Source organism: Brevibacillus sp. NSP2.1 (assembly GCF_000470975.2).
Lineage (GTDB): Bacteria > Bacillota > Bacilli > Brevibacillales > Brevibacillaceae > Brevibacillus > Brevibacillus agri.
The window spans coordinates 3959456-3977506 of sequence record NZ_CP048274.1 but is presented as its reverse complement, the minus strand read 5'-3'; the positions used below and the strand labels follow the sequence as shown (position 1 = coordinate 3977506).

Annotated in this window: 16 protein-coding genes; 12 read left to right on the top strand and 4 right to left on the bottom strand. The window is 56.9% G+C overall.

Features of this window, described 5'->3' with window-relative positions; genetic code table 11:
• Window positions 1–17: 17 nt before the first annotated feature.
• From M655_RS19275 to M655_RS19255, 5 genes are read left to right on the top strand one after another with little or no spacing between them, the layout of a single operon-like run.
• Window positions 18–1007, top strand: a complete 990-nt coding sequence (locus M655_RS19275) for a Gfo/Idh/MocA family protein (RefSeq protein WP_026557769.1) — start codon at window positions 18–20, stop codon at window positions 1005–1007.
• A 13-nt stretch (window positions 1008–1020) separates the two neighbouring features.
• Complete coding sequence (locus tag M655_RS19270) at window positions 1021–1995, top strand: Gfo/Idh/MocA family protein (RefSeq protein ID WP_005833821.1); 975 nt, start codon at window positions 1021–1023, stop codon at window positions 1993–1995.
• An 18-nt stretch (window positions 1996–2013) separates the two neighbouring features.
• On the top strand, window positions 2014–2985 hold the full coding sequence (locus M655_RS19265; RefSeq protein WP_005833819.1) for a Gfo/Idh/MocA family protein: 972 nt from the start codon (window positions 2014–2016) through the stop codon (window positions 2983–2985).
• Window positions 2986–2998: 13 nt separating this feature from the next.
• Entirely contained in the window at window positions 2999–3820 is an 822-nt protein-coding gene (locus M655_RS19260; RefSeq protein ID WP_005833817.1) for a sugar phosphate isomerase/epimerase family protein, read from the top strand.
• Between the two features lie 30 nt (window positions 3821–3850).
• Window positions 3851–4837 (top strand): ROK family protein, encoded by a 987-nt coding sequence (locus tag M655_RS19255; protein ID WP_005833816.1) that lies wholly within the window; start codon window positions 3851–3853, stop codon window positions 4835–4837.
• 198 nt (window positions 4838–5035) lie between these two features.
• Here the strand turns inward: M655_RS19255 and M655_RS19250 are convergent, their stop codons facing one another.
• Window positions 5036–5590, bottom strand: coding sequence for a DUF3267 domain-containing protein (locus tag M655_RS19250; protein ID WP_235694757.1), 555 nt, complete (start codon window positions 5588–5590; stop codon window positions 5036–5038).
• A gap of 202 nt (window positions 5591–5792) precedes the next feature.
• On the opposite strand from M655_RS19250, the gene M655_RS19245 reads away from it, so the two are divergent.
• From M655_RS19245 to M655_RS19235, 3 genes are all read left to right on the top strand, one after another.
• Complete coding sequence (locus tag M655_RS19245) at window positions 5793–6842, top strand: hypothetical protein (protein WP_026557770.1); 1050 nt, start codon at window positions 5793–5795, stop codon at window positions 6840–6842.
• Between the two features lie 319 nt (window positions 6843–7161).
• Window positions 7162–8076: a cysteine synthase A gene (gene cysK, locus M655_RS19240; protein WP_005833811.1), complete on the top strand. Its 915-nt coding sequence runs from the start codon at window positions 7162–7164 to the stop codon at window positions 8074–8076.
• A gap of 138 nt (window positions 8077–8214) precedes the next feature.
• A complete protein-coding gene (locus M655_RS19235; protein ID WP_502708106.1) occupies window positions 8215–9378 on the top strand; it encodes an FAD-dependent monooxygenase in 1164 nt (387 codons plus the stop codon).
• A 131-nt stretch (window positions 9379–9509) separates the two neighbouring features.
• Here M655_RS19235 and M655_RS19230 read toward each other — a convergent pair whose 3' ends face one another.
• Window positions 9510–10697 (bottom strand): M20 metallopeptidase family protein, encoded by a 1188-nt coding sequence (locus M655_RS19230; RefSeq protein WP_007780613.1) that lies wholly within the window; start codon window positions 10695–10697, stop codon window positions 9510–9512.
• Window positions 10698–10897: 200 nt separating this feature from the next.
• Between M655_RS19230 and M655_RS19225 the strand changes: the two genes are divergently transcribed.
• Together M655_RS19225 and M655_RS19220 are read left to right on the top strand one after the other, a co-directional pair.
• The gene (locus tag M655_RS19225; protein ID WP_026557772.1) at window positions 10898–12223 is read left to right on the top strand and encodes an ATP-binding protein; all 1326 of its coding nucleotides are present in this window, start codon (window positions 10898–10900) and stop codon (window positions 12221–12223) included.
• A 416-nt stretch (window positions 12224–12639) separates the two neighbouring features.
• Window positions 12640–14904 (top strand): immune inhibitor A domain-containing protein, encoded by a 2265-nt coding sequence (locus M655_RS19220; protein ID WP_026557773.1) that lies wholly within the window; start codon window positions 12640–12642, stop codon window positions 14902–14904.
• Between the two features lie 149 nt (window positions 14905–15053).
• Here M655_RS19220 and M655_RS19215 read toward each other — a convergent pair whose 3' ends face one another.
• On the bottom strand, window positions 15054–15950 hold the full coding sequence (locus M655_RS19215; protein WP_051353927.1) for a CotH kinase family protein: 897 nt from the start codon (window positions 15948–15950) through the stop codon (window positions 15054–15056).
• Window positions 15951–15971: 21 nt separating this feature from the next.
• Between M655_RS19215 and M655_RS19210 the strand changes: the two genes are divergently transcribed.
• Window positions 15972–16265, top strand: a complete 294-nt coding sequence (locus M655_RS19210; RefSeq protein ID WP_051353928.1) for a hypothetical protein — start codon at window positions 15972–15974, stop codon at window positions 16263–16265.
• A 135-nt stretch (window positions 16266–16400) separates the two neighbouring features.
• Here the strand turns inward: M655_RS19210 and M655_RS19205 are convergent, their stop codons facing one another.
• Window positions 16401–17270 (bottom strand): LysR family transcriptional regulator, encoded by an 870-nt coding sequence (locus M655_RS19205; RefSeq protein WP_241752993.1) that lies wholly within the window; start codon window positions 17268–17270, stop codon window positions 16401–16403.
• Here M655_RS19205 and M655_RS19200 point away from each other — a divergent pair.
• Complete coding sequence (locus tag M655_RS19200) at window positions 17248–17901, top strand: M24 family metallopeptidase (protein ID WP_005833795.1); 654 nt, start codon at window positions 17248–17250, stop codon at window positions 17899–17901. The two genes, M655_RS19205 and M655_RS19200, sit on opposite strands and share 23 nt — an antisense overlap.
• The last annotated feature ends 150 nt before the right edge of the window (window positions 17902–18051 follow it).

The following is an 18051-nucleotide window of genomic DNA, read 5'->3' as shown; positions in this document are numbered from 1 at the left end:
AGGAGTGAAAAACCAATATGCATCATGTTCTGGTAATCGGAGCAGGTACGATGGGAACTGTTCACGCACGCTCTTACGCTGCTATGGAAAACGTTGAGCTGGTCGGCATTGTCGACATTCGCGCAGAACGCGGTCGCGAGCTGGCGGCCGAGACGAAGACAGAGTGGTTCGCAAGCTATGAGGAAGCGATGGAAAAGCTCGCGCGGGTAGACATCATTGACGTGTGCCTGCCGACCTACCTGCACAAGACGTACGTGCAAAAAGCAGCCGACGCCGGCAAGCACGTCATCTGCGAAAAGCCGCTGGCGCGCAACAAGGAAGAAGCAGAGTCCATCGTAGACTACTGCCGCGAGAAAAACGTCAAGCTGTTCGTCGGCCACGTCCTGCGCTTTTTCCCCGAGTACGAGAAGTCCCGTCAACTGGTGCAGGACGGCGCGATTGGCAATGTCGGCGTGGCGCGGACGTTCCGGGGCGGGATTTTTCCGACCGCGTGGAACGACTGGTATGCCGACTACAAAAACAGCGGCGGCCTCGTGCTGGACATGATTATTCACGACTTTGACTTTTTGCGCTGGTGCTTCGGCGACGTGGAGCGCGTCTATGCGAAAAGCTTGCTCGGGCGCGGATTCGCGCGGATGGATTACGCGCTGGTGACGCTGCGGTTTCAAAACGGGATGATCGCGCACGTGGAAGGCTCGTGGGCGCATGAAGGCTTCTCGATGAAAATGGAGCTGGCTGGCAGCGAAGGCATCATTCAGTACGACAGCGCGAAGGAAAAGCCGCTGATCGCGGTCAACCGCGCGAAGCAGGCGGGCATGAGCGGAGTGGCGGTGCCGGAGAGTCCGTTGCGGGAAAATCCGTATTTCCGCGAGTTGAAGCACTTCATCGACTGCATCGAAAACGACCGCGAGCCGCGCGTGACGGTCGAGGATGCCGTGAAGGCAGTGGAAATCGCGCGAGCCGCGCTTGAGTCAATCGAAACGGGCAAGCCCGTAACGCTAGTGTAGGAGGGGACCACATATGAAACTGGGAATCATCAGTGTCGCACATATGCATGCGTACAGCTACGCGAATGCTGTCGGGAAGCTTGCGGGCGTACAATTGGTCGGGGTTGCCGACGAGGACGAAGCGCGCGGCAAGGCGGCGGCAGAGAAGTGGGGCGTACCGTTTTACCGCGATTATCGCGAGCTTTTGAAAACGGACATCGACGCGGTCATCATCACTTCGGAAAATGCGAAGCATCATGAGCATACCGTAGCAGCGGCGAAGGCAGGCAAGCATATCCTGTGCGAAAAGCCGCTCGCGACCACGCTGGCGGCGGCCGAGGAAATGATCGACGTGTGCCGCGAGCAAGGCGTCATTTTGCAGACGGCGTTCCCGGTCCGGTTCCATCCGGCGGTCGTGCGGGCCAAACAGCTCGTGGAGCAAGGCAAGATCGGCCGCATCATGGCGATCCGCGGGACGAACCGGGGGCAAAATCCGGGCGGCTGGTTCGTCGATCCGGCCCAATCCGGCGGCGGCGCAGTCATCGACCATACGGTGCACGTCGTCGATTTGATGCGCTGGTTCATGGGCGCAGAAGTGCGCGAGGTGTACGCGGAGGTAGACAGCAAGTTTTCCGCTACTCCGATTGACGACTGCGGCATTTTGACGCTCGAATTTGAAAACGGCGTGTTTGCCACGCTCGATTGCAGTTGGTCCCGCAACAAGACGTTTCCGGTCTGGGGCGACGTCACGATGGAGATTATCGGCACGGAAGGCACGATTTCGCTCGACGCCTTTTCGCAAAAGCTCGACGTGTACAGCAACGACAAAGGCTTGAAGTGGGTGAACTGGGGCGACGACATGGACAGCCAGTTGGTGAGCGACTTTGTCGCGAGCGTGCGGGAGAAAAAAGCGCCATCGGTAACGGGAGAGGACGGCATGCGGGCGGTGGAAGTCGCGCTTGCTGCCTACCAGTCGGCTGAGCAGAAGCAGCCGGTAGTCATACGCTAGCTGGGACGGTGAACGAGAGTGAGCATACAGATCGGAATGATTGGCGTTGGCGGGATTGGACAGCATCACCTGAAAGGCTTGCTCGCTGACGAACGGGTGAGAGTCACAGCCGTCTGCGACGTGAACAAGGAAGCGGCGGCGTCTACGGCAGAGCAGATCGGGGCTGCGGGCTACACGTCCTGGCGGGAGCTGCTCGCGCATGAACAGCTCGATGCGCTGTTTGTCTGCGTTCCGCCTTTTGCCCATGAAGAAATCGAGGAGCAGGCTGCGGCCAGAGGCATTCACCTGTTCGTGGAAAAGCCGATCGGACTGGATCTGGAGACAGTCACGAGGAAGCAGGCGGCGATCGAGAAAGCAGGAATTATCAGCGCGACAGGCTATTGCCTGCGCTATCTGGACATCGTGCAGCAGGCCCGCGACTATTTGGCTGACAAGCAAATCGCGCTGGTGCGCGGCCATTATTTGACCAAATTTGTGGAGACGCCGTGGTGGCGGCAGATGGGCAAATCCGGGGGCCAGCTAGTTGAGCAGGCGACGCATACGCTCGACATGATGCGCTTTTTGGCCGGGGACGTGGAAAAAGTGTACGCCCAGATGGCGCTTTTGGCCTCGCAAGACATCGACGGCATCGACATTCCCGATGTATCGGCGGTCAGCCTGTCGTTTGCAACAGGGGCGATCGGGCAGCTCGATACGTGCTTCATCCAGGCCGATCACCGCACAGGGGTGGAAATTCTCGGGAAGCATTTCCGCGTCCAGATCGACGGCCGAAAGCTGACGATCACGGACGAGGCGGGAACGCGCACGACAGAAGCAACGGTGGACATGTACAGGAAGCAAGACCGGGCGTTTGTCACGGCAATCGAAACAGGGGATGCGAGCCTGGTCCTGTCACCGTATGCCTCGGCGAAAAAGACGCTGGCGGTTACGTTGGCGGCCAATCAGTCTGCGAAGTCAGGCACACCTGTCACGATTTCGCACGATGAATAAGGGAGTGAACAGCATGTTTTTTCAAAAAGGAATCAACGCCTGGTGCTTCCCGAAGGAAACCGGAGCAGAGGACATTTTCCGGCAGGCAAAAGCGTACGGGTACGCGGGCGTCGAGCTGAATCTCGACGAAGGGGACGCTTGCTTGCATCTGGAGATGACGGAGGAAGAGTTACGGCTGCTCGCGCAAAAGGCCCGCGAGCATGGGCTGGAACTGCCGAGCGTCTCGACGGCGCTTTTGTGGAAGTACCCGCTTACGCACAATGACGAAGCAGTTCGCGAAAAAGGCATTCGGGTCGTCGAGAAAATGATCGAGGCGGCGAGCATTTTTGGCGCCCGGACGGTGCTCGTGGTGCCTGGACTGGTGACGGCGGAGGTTTCGTACGACAAGGCGTATGAGCGCGCACGCGAGGCGCTCGTGCGGCTGGCGCAAACGGCAGCGGCCAAGCAGGTGCACATCGGCATCGAAAACGTCTGGAACAAGTTCCTGCTCAGTCCGCTGGAAATGGCCGGACTGATCGACGAAGTGAATAGCCCGTGGGTAGGCGCTTATTTCGATGTCGGCAACGTGCTGCAGTTCGGGTTTCCCGAGCAGTGGATCCGGATTTTGGGGAAAAGAATCCGCGCCATTCACGTCAAAGATTTCAAGACGTCGACGGGCAACATTACCGGATTCGTGCCGCTTTTGGCTGGCGACATCCCGTGGGATCGCGTGGTGGAGGCGCTGCGCGAGGTGGAGTACAGCGGCTATGTCATCCCGGAAATCTCGCCGTTTGCCCACAAGCCAAAGCTGCTGCTCGCGCAGTGCTCCCAGGCGCTTGACGCCATTTTTCAATAGAGAACAGACAGCGAGGATGTGAGTCAAAGGATGACCCAAGACAAACCATATGCCATCGGAATTGATCTGGGAGGCACGAAAATCATCGCTGCTATCGTCGACCAGAATGGCTGCATCCTGAGCCAAGCGAATGCGCCGACGCAAAAGGAGGACGAGGCTGATGCTGTCATTTTGCGAATTGGCGATCTGGTGCAGTCCGTGCTTGCGGACAGCGGTGTCGGCCTCGCGCAAATACGCGGAATCGGAATCGCTACTGCCGGAATTATTGATACGCATCGGCACATGGTCATCTTTGCGAGCAATCTGAACTGGAGCGACGTGGCAATCGGCGACAGGCTGCACGAGCGGTTTGGCGTTCCGGTGCAGCTCATCAACGACGCCAATGCGGCAGCGGTGGCGGAATGGGCTTTTGGCAGCGCCAGTGGCACGGATGATCTCATTTACGTGACGGTCAGCACGGGCGTGGGAGCCGGCATCATCAGCGGCGGCCGCCTGATTACCGGTATCGGCGACAGCGCGGGAGAGTTCGGGCACATATCGCTTGACCCGGAAGGACCGCTCTGCGCCTGTGGGAACAGAGGCTGCCTGGAAAACTACGTCTCCGGGCTTGCGCTCGCCAAAATGGCGCAGGAGCAGTTGCAATCCGGTACGGCCAGCTCCTTGCGCACTTGCACCACGGGCGAGCTCAGCCGCATTACGGCCAAGGAGATCGGCGAGCAGGCACAGAGCGGGGATGCGCTCAGCATCGACTTGCTGCGGCAGGCTGGCTACTACCTCGGCGTCGGCCTGACCAACTTGATCCACCTGTTCAATCCGCAGGTGATCGTGTTCGGCGGCGGAGTCATGAACAACGGACAGATCCTGCTCGAAGAAGCGCAGCGGGTAATCCGCCAGCGCTGCATCTCGCGCATGGCGAGCCAGGCGACGATTCAGTTGAGCACGATGGGAGCGGAAGCGGGCGTGCTGGGAGCAGCGGGGATGTATTTTCCGGCCGCGCGCAAAAAAGTGGCCGTCTAAGCGAGGATGAAGCGCGAAGGAATAAAAGGAAGCCGACGTTTTGCCAGAGACGTCGGCTTTTTGCTGTGGTTCTTTTGCATAGGCACGCTTGACGAGGGAGGCTTGGCGGGAAGGCCCTCGCGCTTTCTGCGGGATGGCATGACAGAATCTCCAAGGGTTCTCGCCTCAGACAAGTAATCGTAACCTGCCAGATTTTCCTTACAACTGTTTCGGGTCCGGAACATAGGCAACATAACCGATGCTGTCTGGCGAGTCGGCAATTTTCGTTTGCTTGGGAAAAGCGCGAAGCGTCCACAGGATGTACAGGTCGCCAAACCCGCCGAGCAGCATCGCGATGCTCCATAAGTACCAAAAGATCGAATGGAAGAAGTACGCCAGGAAAAGCGGCAGCACGCCGAGCAGCAAGTTCGGAAGCAGGACGGCAAACCGATAGCTGCCGATGGAGATCGGCTTCAGGCAGCAAGCGTACAAAACGAGCTTGCGCCACACCACGCCAAAGCGAATATCTGCGACAGACACCTGGCGGCTGAGCAGGAAGCCGACTCCGTGCAGTAGTTCATGGACGATTACGCCAACTGCGACCGCGAGAAAAAACAGGAAGAAGTCGCCAAACGAGAGCGTAAAGGCGAGTGTCGTCTGATAAAGAAACGCGAACAAAGCTGCCGGAACGAACAGCAGGAAGCACACGCAGGCAAGCAAATTGGCTTTTAACGGCTGCAAGATCACCTGCTTTTTCACGTAGTTGGGTTCCAAATCAATCGGGCCTCCTGTCATGATATACTCCAAGTATAGCTTTTTGGGCTGACGGCGTTCAAATGAATCCGCCATACTGCACAGGAATTGGCCTTTCGACTCATATGGTTTCGGAATGCGGTTCATGTATGATGAAGTTGTGGCACGTTTCGGCAAAAAACAGGCCAAAGGAAACAGAAAAAAGCGGATGAGGGGTCGCAGCATGCAGGGGAAAAACAAACGTCTATTACTGGGAATCGCGCTACTGGTTGTCATTGCGTTGGGCTTTTGGGGCTATCGCTTGCTGGGGCCGATTGCGCTGGCAGAAGGGTATTTGTACGAAGACAACAGCCGGATGGCGTACGCAAAAGTAACAGCGGAAAATGACCAGGTCAACGTTGAAGTAACGTTGTCCAAGCTGCTCGTCGAGGATACGATTCCGCGCTTGCAGACGGAGACAAGCGTCTGGACGGGGACGATGGAAAAAGATACGCTTACCCTTCAAGAGAAGACGACGGGCCAAAAGCTCCAGGCCAAGGTGAGCGCAGACGGGCTGCTGTTCCAGGGGCCGCTTGCGCAAGGCGAGCCGGCGGAAACCAAGCTCGCAGCCAGCAACAAGCAGACGTACGACGACAAGCTGGCGGCGTGGACGAACAGCGTCGAGCAGGAAGCCGCCCAGAAGAAAAAAGAAGTGGAAGAGCAACGGGCCAAGGAAGCAGCGCGCGTCGAGTTCGCTAAAAAGGTCGAGCAGACGGGGAGGCTTACGGCCGATATGCTGGAGAGCGCCCAATATTTGCAGGAAATCCAGTTCGCAGAGGAGCTGCAGTTTTCCAAAAACCAGGTCGTCGAGCTGCAAGGTCTTTTGGACGAGCTGATTACATACGCGAAACAGCCTAGCCTGAGCAAAATGGAATACGACGTGATGGCCGGGACGCTCGACAGCATGAAGGTGCTGGTCGACGGGATGAACGCCATGGACAGCACGATTGCGCAAAAGAAAAAGAGCATGCAGGACATCATCGCGGTGCTGGAGACGGATATGAAAGACGCGCAGGCGGTGTGGGAGGAAATCAAGGCGAGCGTGACAGATGCAGAGAAGCGGGAAAAAGCGTTGACGGACGCGGTCAAGACAGGCTCCGATGCGATCGCGCAGGCGAAGCAGCGGCTCGGCACGCTGGAAAAAGAGCAGGCGGGCGTCAAAGCTTCCGCAAACAAGCTCTACCTGCAGGCGGCAGCCGTGCTCGAACAGACGAGGTCCAAGTACGGCTACTAGCACTGATACACCGATAGCGGAAAAAGACAGGCTCAGCTTCCGGACGGCTCGATGCGGCGGGAGGCTGAGCTTTTTTGTGCAGATTGTGCAAAAAAAGAATGGACTAGAGGTTTATCCGGTAGAAGGACAACCTGGCACGACTTCGGACGAAGAGGGAAAGCAAGACGCGTTCGCTTTAGATAGCAAGGTTTCGGGGAATGGCTCGATGCAGCAGCCAAGTCTCTGGAGCGAATGAGATTTTGTTATTTTCAGATCGGTTTTATTGTATTATTCTTAATCGTATAAATCAGCCTTTGTGGCTTTGGTCGGGAGGTTTTTTATGAGCGTCTACGAAAGTATTACGGAGCTGATCGGAAACACGCCTCTCGTTCGCCTGAACCGGATGGTCCCCGAAGGAGCGGCAGAAGTATGGGTGAAGCTGGAAAAATTCAACCCGTCGGGAAGCGTCAAAGACCGGGCTGCTTACAACCTGATTGCCGTAGCCGAGCAGGAGGGCCTGATCCGGCCAGGGGACACGATTATCGAGCCGACCAGCGGGAACACCGGGATCGGCTTGGCGATGAACGCCGCGGCCAAAGGGTACCGGGCGATATTGGTCATGCCGGACAACATGTCCAAAGAGCGGATCAACATCTTAAAAGCGTACGGGGCAGAGGTCGTGCTGACGCCAAGCGAGCAGCGGATGCCGGGAGCGATTGCCAAGGCCAAGGAGCTGCAGCAGGAGATTCCGCGCAGCTTCATCCCGCAACAGTTTGAAAACAAGGCGAATCCCGATATCCACCGGGTCACGACTGCCCGCGAAATTTTGGCGCAGACGAACGGACAGCTCGACGCTTTTGTCGCAACCGCTGGCACTGGCGGAACGATTACGGGGACAGGCGAAGCGTTGCGCGAGCAGCTTCCGGAGCTGTACATCGCCGTCGTCGAGCCAAAAGGCTCCCCGGTTTTGTCCGGCGGCAAGCCTGGACCGCACAAGCTGGTCGGCACCAGTCCGGGCTTTATTCCGCGCATTTTGAATACGGGCATCTACGACGAGATCATCCAGATCGCGGACGAGGACGCGCTGGACAGCATGCGCAAACTGGCGGCGCTGGAAGGGATTTTGGTAGGTCCGTCGTCTGGAGCATCGGTGTTTGCTGCGGTTGCTGTCGCGAAAAGGCTGGGAGCAGGCAAGCGGGTCGTCTGCATCGCGCCGGATACGGGCGAACGGTATTTGAGCATGAATCTTTTTTAAAAGGAAACGAAGCAAGCGAAAGCCGCTTTTCTGTGCGAGGGAGAAGGCGGCTTTTTCGTATCCCGGGCGAGCATGGTGTGTTATTATTTGGAAAAAATCTTTCCGACAGGAACAGACACGATGAGGAGCGGCATGCAAATGGGCAGAAGGGCTATAATCGCCGGAGCCGGGGTGAGCGGGCTGGCGGCTGCCATCGCATTGAAGCAGGCGGGCTGGCAGGTGATGTTGTACGAGCAGGCCAAGGAGCAAAAAGCCATCGGCGCTGGCATCGTGCTCGCAGCCAATGCGATGAAAGCACTGGATAAGCTCGGGGCGGGGGCGCGCGTTCGCGAGCTTGGTTCCCCTGTTCGCGAGGCGAAAATACGCGACTGGCGAGGAAACGTGCTGGTCGAGATGGCTTTTGAGCAGCAAGCAAAGCGCTGCGGGGCGGACAGCTACTTGATCCACCGCGCTGATTTGCAGCAGGCCATGCTTGCGAAAGTGGCGGCGCACGATCTCGTTCTGGACAAAAAGCTCGTTTCCTTTGCGCAGGAAAAGGGCGGCGTGCAGGCGGCTTTTGCGGATGGCACGACAGCGGAAGCAGACGTCCTGATTGGCGCGGACGGCATCCATTCGTGCGTTCGCAAGCAGCTTTTTGGCGAGGGGAAAATGCGCTACTCCGGCTACACGGCGATTCGCGGCATAGCCCGCTACGAAGACCAGCGCTATCCGGTGGAAACGCACGGAGGGTTCGAAGCGTGGGGGAGAGGAGCCCGGTTTGGCTTTTCGCACATCGACGGCAACCGAATTTTCTGGTTTGCGGCGGTCAACGCGCCAGAGGGCGAACAAGATTCGCCGATCGCCCGAAAGCTCGCGGCTATGCGCAGGTTCGAAGGCTGGTACGAGCCTGTGCAGGCTGTCATTGCGGCTACGCCAGAGGAAGCGATTTTGCGCCATGACATATACGACCGCCGTCCGCTGAAGCAGTGGGGAGCAGGGCTTGTAACGCTGATCGGAGACGCTGCGCATCCTATGCTGCCGAATCTGGGCCAGGGAGCAGGCCAGGGGCTGGAGGATGCGCTCGTGCTGGCGCGCTGCCTGGCAAAAGCGGGAGGCGCCGCTGATTTTTCCACAGCTTTGCGCGAATACGAAGGGCTGCGAAAAAAGCGGGTGCATGCCATCGTGCGCAGCTCGCGGCTGATCGGCTATGTGACGCAATGGGAAAATCCGCTGGCGGTCGCCTTTCGCAGCCTGCTGTTGAAAACGATACCTGCCGACGTGCAGAGCAGGCGGCTGGACTGGATTATCGGGCACGAGGTATAGACGCAAGCCAAAAAAGCAGGGAGCGGAAAGCTCCTGCTTTTTTCTGTGCAAAACGTTCCCGGCGCAATTCGTGCCAGGCAGCTTTTGAGCGTTTGGGATCGGCAAAACGAGCCTGAACGGTTTGCCCTGCCTTAGCCTTGCTGACGCGCCTGGTAGGCGAGCAAGGCTCCGATGAACAACTGTCCGGTCTGGAGCATGGAGCGCTCATCCACATCGAATTTCGGGTGGTGGTGCGGATAGGTCGCCTTGATCTCCGGGTTGCGGCCGCCTGTCATGAAGAAAGTGGCTGGCCGCTCCTGCGCGAAGTAGGCAAAGTCTTCTCCGCCCATGATCGGCGGCATCTTGATGACGTTCTCGTCGCCGAAGAGACGCTTGGCTTCTGCCTCGACATGCGTCGTTTCCACTTCGTCGTTCCAGGTGGCAGGGTAGCCGCGCTCGTACGTGATTTCGCACGTCGCGCCGACAGCCTGGCAGCTCGCCTCTACGATGCGGCGCATGGAATGCTCGACTGCGACGCGCACTTCCTCGTCATACGTGCGCACGGTTCCTTTGAGGCGCACTTGGTCGGGGATGACGTTGTAGGCTTCGCCGCCTCCTAGGAACGAGCAGACGGACAGAACGACCTGTTTGAGCGGATCAATCTGACGGCTTGCTATTTGTTGCAAGTTCATCACGATCTGGCTGCCGAGCACGATCGGGTCGATCGAGTTGTGCGGGGAAGCGCCGTGGCCGCCTTTTCCGTACAAAATGATTTCGAAGCTGTCCGCAGCCGCCGTTACATAGCCCGTCGCAATCCCGACCTTGCCGACTGGCAGGTCAGAGGCTACGTGCGCGCCGAACACTACGTCGACGCCTTCCAGGCAGCCTGCTTCGACCATGGCCTTGGCGCCGCCCGGCGGCAGCTCTTCGGCAAATTGATGCAGGAACACGACCGTTCCTGGAATTTCGTCACGATATTCGCTCAACACTTGCGCGACACCCAAAAGCCCTGCTGTATGAATGTCGTGCCCACACGCGTGCATCACGCCTGGAATGCGCGATTTGTACTCGACGTCTTTTTCATCCTGAATCGGCAGGGCGTCAAAGTCGGCGCGCAGGGCGACTGTTTTTCCCGGTTTGCCGCCCTTGAGATAGCCGACGACGCCCATGCCGCCGACACCTGTTTTGACTTCAATGCCAAGGGAAGCCAGCTTGTCCGCTACCTTTTTGGCCGTATTCTCCTCTTTGAAGGAAAGCTCGGGGTACATATGCAGATCGCGTCTGAATGACACAAGCTCGGGGTAAATTTCCTGTAAACGGGCAAACAATTTGTCTTGCATTGGACCCACTCCTTTTTCCCGTAGAAAGAGATTGGTAATTCGCAGTCTCTTAATTATAAAAATATTGAGAAATATATTGCAATCTATGCTGTACCAGAGTATGCCTGGTGTGACGGGGGATGCAGGTGGACAGCCTCGAAAGAAATGGACTAGAATGAAGAGAGGAAAGACACGTCATAGAGAGATTGACAGAGGAGAATATGGTTACTGCCTTCACCAAAAACCGCAGGGTCTGGATTTGCGTGCTGATGTCCGGCGCCCTGTTTTTGACGATGACCTGTTTGAGCATAGCAGGCTCTTATTACAATACGAAGCAATCCGTTCGCCTCTCGATCGCCAACCAGAGCATGAAGACGGCTGCGGCGGCGGCCAGCCGAATCGACGTCGCGTCCTACGAGCAATTTTTGCAGCATCCCGTAAAGGAAAATCCGGCGTACGAGCGGCTCACCTCCCAGCTCAGCCAGGTGCGGGAGCAGTTCGGGGTCCTGTACTTGTACTTGCTGCAAATCAATCCGGATGGAAGCGGCGGCAAAGTCATGGTCGCCGCCCATCCGCCCGATTCCGGCATCCAGTTTCAGATTGGCGACCCCTGTTATGTGAATGCGGAGCAGATTGCCAAAATTCGCGCGGGGGAGACGTATTATTCGGACATCATTCGCGATCCCCACTACGGCGTCTACATGTCGGCAGGGGCACCGCTTCTGGGCAAGGACGGCCGGCTCGCCGGCATCGTCGGCGTCGATACCGATATGGCGATGGTCGAGGGCATAGGCAAGGACGTCGTGCGCAACAGCGTGCCCGTCTTCGTGTTTCACGGACTGTTTGTGGTCGTGCTGATCGTTTTGATTCTGGGCCTTTCGCGTTGGTACCAGCGGGAAATTCGCGTGGCGGTGGGAGAGACGGAGGAGCATTACCAGGACGAGCTGCGCTCTGTCATCAGCTCCATCCGCTCGATTCGACATGATTTCGTCAACCATATGCAAGTGATGTACGGACTGATTGAATGCGGCTATTTCGACAAGGCGCGCGATTACATCCAGTCGCTGTTGAAGGAGACGAAGTTGCTCGATCTGACGGTGCGGATCGCCAATCCGGCGTTGATGGTTTTGTTCCATACAAAATGGGAGCAGGCCAAATCGAAGCAGATCGTCATGCAGTTCGCCGAGTGCCCGGATCCGTTTGAGGGCATTCCGTCTATTGACCTGGTGAAAATTATGTCCAATCTGATCGACAACGCGATAGATGCCGCAGAGATGGCGGATGGGGAAAAGCGGATTCGGATCGCCTGCCGCCGGGAGGACAAGCAGTACGTCTTCGAGGTGGAGAACACGGGCGCGGAGATTTCGCCCGAGCAGCGTGCGCACATTTTCACGGTAGGCTATACGACCAAGCCGGCAACGCGCTCAAACGCGCGGGGAGCGGGATTGCCGATCGTCCAGGCGGTGGTCAGCAAACATAACGGGAGCATCGAGATCGTCTCGGAGCATGGAATGACGCGGTTCACGGTGATTTTGCCTGCAAAATAAATGACGTCTCGCCTTTTGGCGAAGAAGAAAGCCGTCCATTAGCGACTGCTTTTTCTTGTAGGCGACATGAACGAGACACAGTGGAAGGGGTTCAGCCAGGAAGTATTTTTCGCTATAAATCGACAAAATTCTACAATATTTTCATAGGACTTTTGGCCGTAGACGCCTTGTGAGAAATTTTTCTTCCCCCGCTATCAGACAAGGATTCGCATAAAAAATGGAAAAAGCGTGGAGTTTGTCATTCTGGGTCAGATTGCTTAGGCGAAAAATGGTTTTGCGCAGGAATGATTTTCTGTCGAAAGAAAATTTTTGGCTATGATCTAAAAACGTGTAATAATTGTGAATAGTCGGAACTGTGGGGGGGTAAAATCATAGTCCGGCCAAACCAAGTAGATAGAAAAAGAGGGTGAACGGCAGTGAAGAAAGGCAAGAAGCTATTATCTATTTTATTTTCGTCATCGCTTGTGCTGAGCGCATTTGCGGCTGCACCTGCTGCGGGACTGGCCAAGTCGAAGGAGGACAAGCATACCTTGGAGGTGGACTTGTCCACAGTCAATATTGACCGATTGGTAAAAGGGCTGATTGAGCAAGGCATTATTGATGAGGACGCCGATCAGGAAGAAATCAATGAAGCTTTGTTCGATTATCTCAAGGACAAAAAAGTGCCGCATGGCATCGACAACTCCTCGTCCTTCGGGAAAAAAGCGGAGAAGTCCCAGCAGGCAGCTTTGTCGGAGGCGGCAAAGCGGGTGGCAGAGGTCGAGGATCAGGATGAAAGCGAACTGCGCGCCTCCAAACGAGTACATACCGATAACATCGTGATCGCGCTCGTTGAATTTCCCGATCGGGAGCACAACCAGTTGCCGAAAGTGAACGACACGCTCTGGACAAAGGATTTCAACGAAAAGCACTACCGCGACATGCTTTTCAATCAAAAAGGCTATACGACGCCAGAAGGCACCAGCATGACGACGATGGCGGAGTATTACTATTTGCAATCCGGCAGAAGCTGGACGGTAGATGGAGTAGTCACTCCTTGGCAAGTGGCTGAAAAGAGCTACAAGCATTACGGCGGAAACAATTCCAGCGGCAACGACGCAGCGCCGCGCGATCTGGTCGAAGAAACGCTGGGGGCCGTAGGCGAAGCGATTGCGGGCAAAGAGGAAGACTACGACCAGCGCGACCCGTACGACCTGGATGGCGATGGCGATCTGATGGAGCCGGACGGCATGCTGGACAACCTGATGCTCGTACATGCGGGCATCGGCGAAGAGACGGGCGAGGACGCAGACGCGATCTGGTCGCACCGTTGGACGTTGAAAAAGCCGGTGGAAATCCCGGGCACCAGCCTGAAAGCTTTCGACTATATGATTCAGCCGGAAGACGGCGCACCTGGCGTTTTCGCGCACGAATACGGACACAACCTCGGATTGCCGGACTTGTATGACACGTCCAGGCAAGGGCACGACTCGCCAGTAGGTGCGTGGTCCTTGATGTCTTCCGGTAGCCACACGGGTAAAGTTTTCCAAACGCAACCAACCGGACTGGATCCATGGTCCAAGATGATGCTGCAAGAAATGTACGGCGGAAAATGGATTTCTCCGCGCGTCGTCGATTATAAAGATTTGGAAAAGAAAAAGAAGACGTTCAGCCTGATCGACGCTTCCAGCCAGGAGATGGGCGGAAAAGTTATCAAGCTCAACATGCCGCAGGCTGAAAAAGAACCGCCGACTCAGCCGAAAGACGGGGATTACGCCTACTTCTCCGATGAAGGCGACAACCTGAATACGAAAATGGTGTCGGACGTAATCGACCTGACCGGGGCCAGCTCGGCGTCCATGAGCTTTGACTCGTGGAGAGCGATTGAAACCGACTACGACTACCTGTACGTCAACGTGATTGATGAAGAGACAGGGGATAGCAAAACCGTCGAGCAGTTCGACGATGTCACCAAAGGCTGGGATCAGGAAAAAATCAGCCTGAACGATTTTGCTGGCAAGAAAATTCGCGTGGAGTTCAACTACGTGACGGATGGCGGCTTGGCGATGCCTGGCTTCTACCTCGACAACTTTGAAGTGGAAGCTGATGGCGAAGTCATTTTCGCCGACGATGCCGAGGGCGACCAGAAGTTCGAACTGGATGGCTTCATCCACTTCGATGGCAAAGGAAAAATGTACGACACGTACTACCTGATCGAGCTGCGCTCCCATGAAGGCGTGGACGCCGGACTGAAGTATTTCCGCCGCAACGACACGTTCTTCTCTTACGACCCAGGCATGGTGATCTGGTACTACGACGGCCGCTATGGCAAAACGCAAGACAACAACACAAGCCAGCATCCAGGCTACGGCATGCTCGGCGTAGTCGATGCGCATCAGGAAGTGCGCTACTGGAACAACGACGAAGGAAACGAAGACGCGATTGCAGATTCCCGCTACCAGGTGAACGACGCGGCATTCAGCCCGAACAAAACGTCTGGCATGAACCTCGACTACATTTTCGGTACGATGAATTACGCGCCGCTCAAAGGTGTCACTACATTTGACGACAGCGACGATTACACGATGCCGGAAGTGCCGGAGGTCGGAAAAATCCTTCCGGAAATCGGGCTGCAAATCAAATTGAAGCGGGTAACGAAAAAGTTCACGGACGCATCGGTTGAACTGTCCTTGAAAAAATAAGCAAAGAGAAAGACGTCTGTCAGCGCTCGGCTGATGCCAGGCGTCTTTTTTGTGGGAATAGGAAGCAGCGTGTCCTGCCGGATGGGGGCAAAAGGGGCAGGATTGTTGTGTGTCTGGGAAGCGTGGATGCGCGCCTGCTGTGTTTTCGCTCAGCCCGAGCGCGGATGCTGAAAGGTTTTCAGGCTTTGGCGCAAAAACTGGTTGCGCTCCTCGATGAAGGCGCAAATAAACGCAGGCTCAGTGGCGAAGGTGGCGAGGACGTCTTGTTTGTATGGGTCCATGGAGACGTAGGGGCGCAAGGCGTCGTGCAGGGCGAGAATATGCGGCCGCAAATGTTCGACGGTAAAGGTCGTGTCGAGGATGTCCTGGAGCAGCCGGACATACTGCGTGCGAAACGCCGGGACATCCAAAAGGCGCGCCGTCAGCGTGTTGAAGCCTTGGACGCGCAAATTTTCCGGAGCGAGCACACGTCCGTTCACATTGCGTCCCCATGTCGCGTCGTAGTCCCAGGGGATGATGAAAAACCGTTTGTTTTCCGCGTGTCTGTACAACGCGTAGCTGTGGACGAAGCCGTCGAGATTTTGCGTGCAGACTGCTCCGGCTAGCCAGCGCAAATATTGCGGGATGTCGAGCCACTTTTTGATGATGTGAGCAAACAAGGCTTGCGGTGTGGCGTTAATGCGGAAAATGAGCTCGCGCAAATAACCGTCGTCTGCTTCCGTGCCCAGCTTCCGCTGATACCCGGCTTCCAGCGCTGCTTTTGCCTCGGTGGTCTTGTGGCGGAGCAGGGAGAAATTCGCATTGGCGTTCACCGCGTAGTAGATGGGACCAGCGGGCAGGCCGCGGTCCGCTAGGAAAATATCATCTACTGCTTCGAGTTTGAGATAGATTCCGATGCATTCGCCATTGAGATAGAGCAGGACGTGCTCGGCCCGCGGCGCGTACGAACCGATTTTGATAAAGAAATCGAACGAAAGCTTGTTGCGAATGTAGGACGGGTCGACGTATTCGGCGTTGAGGTGGAACTCGCGCGCGCCTTGGAACAACTGGGGAGGCACGAGCGTAATTTGAAAGGACCTTTTGGGAAATTTGCAGCAGGGGTGTACCAGATCACTTATGAGCTGAACGTTCAAGAAGTGGGAAGGCCGTTTGCGCTGTTTGCAAATGGCGTGCTTCTGGCCGGAACCAGCTACGGCGAAAACTCTCAAGGGGTGCTCACAGGGCACGCCGCTGTCACCCTGTTCGAAAATGACGTTATCACGCTGCAAAATTTGAGCGGAGACACCAATCTGAACGCGTCCGTATCGGGCATCGGAGCAGTCGCCGCCTCGATCATCTTTGAACAATTGACAACTGCCTGACTCGCTGCACAACGAGCGGCAGCCATAAAAACAAGCAAACCCACCCGGTAATCCAAGGTGGGTTTCTTGTTTTCAGCGAGAGCCTGCCGCTGCCAGTCAGCAGACGGCGCACCAGCGCCTGGCCGAGCCGATGCTTCATGACTGCGTTTCGTGCGGGAACAAGCGGAAAAACAGCTCCAAAAACGAATGGACGAGTTCGGACTTCTCATCCATCCGGTAGGCGACGCCAGCCTCCAGGCGAATGCTCACGTCGGAGAGCGCCCGGAAGGCGACGGACTTGCCCGCCAAAGGAAGCCGAGGGCCAAGCGATACCCCCATTCCCGAGGAAACCAGCTCGATAACCGTCTGCATGTCGTGGGTTTCGACGGTAATTTTCGGCGAAAAGCCTGCCTGGTGGCAAACCTTCGTCACCGTGTCGTAAAAGCCGGGGCCGATCTGGCGAGGGGTGATGACGAACGACTCGTCCGCCAAATCCGTGATACGAATCGGCTCGCCGGATTGCGCAAGCGGATGCTGCTCAGGCAAAATCGCCCCGATCTCCGGGGAAAAATACGGCTTCACAATCAGTTGGTCGCTGTTGACTGGCGGCGTAAGGAAGCCGACGTCGATTCGCTTGTCGTGCAGGGCATGGACTTGTGCAGTCGTGCCCAGCAGTTGCAGGTTCAGGCTTACGTTCGGATACGTCTCACGGTAAGCCGTCACAATCGGCAACAGATGGTGCGCCGTTCCCGTAAAGCCGATGAGCAACTTGCCGTGCTCGGCCCTTGCTGCCATTCGCGCCGTGTCGCAGGCTTCCTCGACCAGATCGAGCAGTTGGTACGCTTTTTCGAGAAAGGCTTTGCCTGCGCTCGTCAGTTCGACGTGCCGATTCGTTCGGAAAAAGAGCTGAACGCCGACCTCTTCCTCCAACTGCCGAATTTGCCTGCTCAACGGGGGCTGGGCGATATGCAAGCGCGCTGCCGGGGAGCTGGTCAGTCTCGCTGTGCAGGCGTCTCTGTCGGCCATTCGCCCGGGGGCAAGCGAGCTGGAAGTCGACGATGCGGGGCGCACGGCTGTTTTGCGGGAAGCCGCCAAGCGCTATCCGAATGCGGTTGTGCATACGCAATCCATTACGCCATCGGGAGTGGCGCGCTCCATTATGCCCCACGTCTTTTCGACGACGCGCAAGCTGGAGCGAGGGGACGTTCTCATTCATACGCATCACGCTGTCGTGCATGGCTACATAGCGGAATGCGAACGCACCTGCTTCGTGGAAGAAGCGACAGAGCGGCAAAAAGAAGCGTTTGCCGTCATGCTTCGCGCACAGCAGGCCGCGCTTGAGACGATCAAGGCGGGCGTGCCGATGCGCGAGGTGGACCGGGCTGCTCGCGCTGTCATTCAGGCGGCGGGCTACGGCGAGTACGCGATTCACCGCACTGGGCACAGCATCGGGCTGGACATTCACGAGCCGCCCTTTTTCCGCTTCGATGAAGAGGCGCTGCTGCAGGAAGGCATGGTGTTTACGGTTGAACCAGGCTTCTACGTGCCGGAACTTGGCGGCTTTCGCCATTCGGACACCGTCATCGTGACACGGGACGGTTGCGAGCCGATTACCCATGTCCCCCGGGATTTGGTCAGCATGATCCGCCGGGCGTGATCGCGCCGCAAACGTTTTGCCGCCAAAACAGGCCAGGGAGCTTCGGCTCGCTCGCCTGTTTTTTTCATGGAACGAGCCGGCAGTCCGTTCGTTTCAGGTCTAAGCCTGCCTGCCTTGCAATAGGTTAGTAACAACGAACGACAAGCTGCC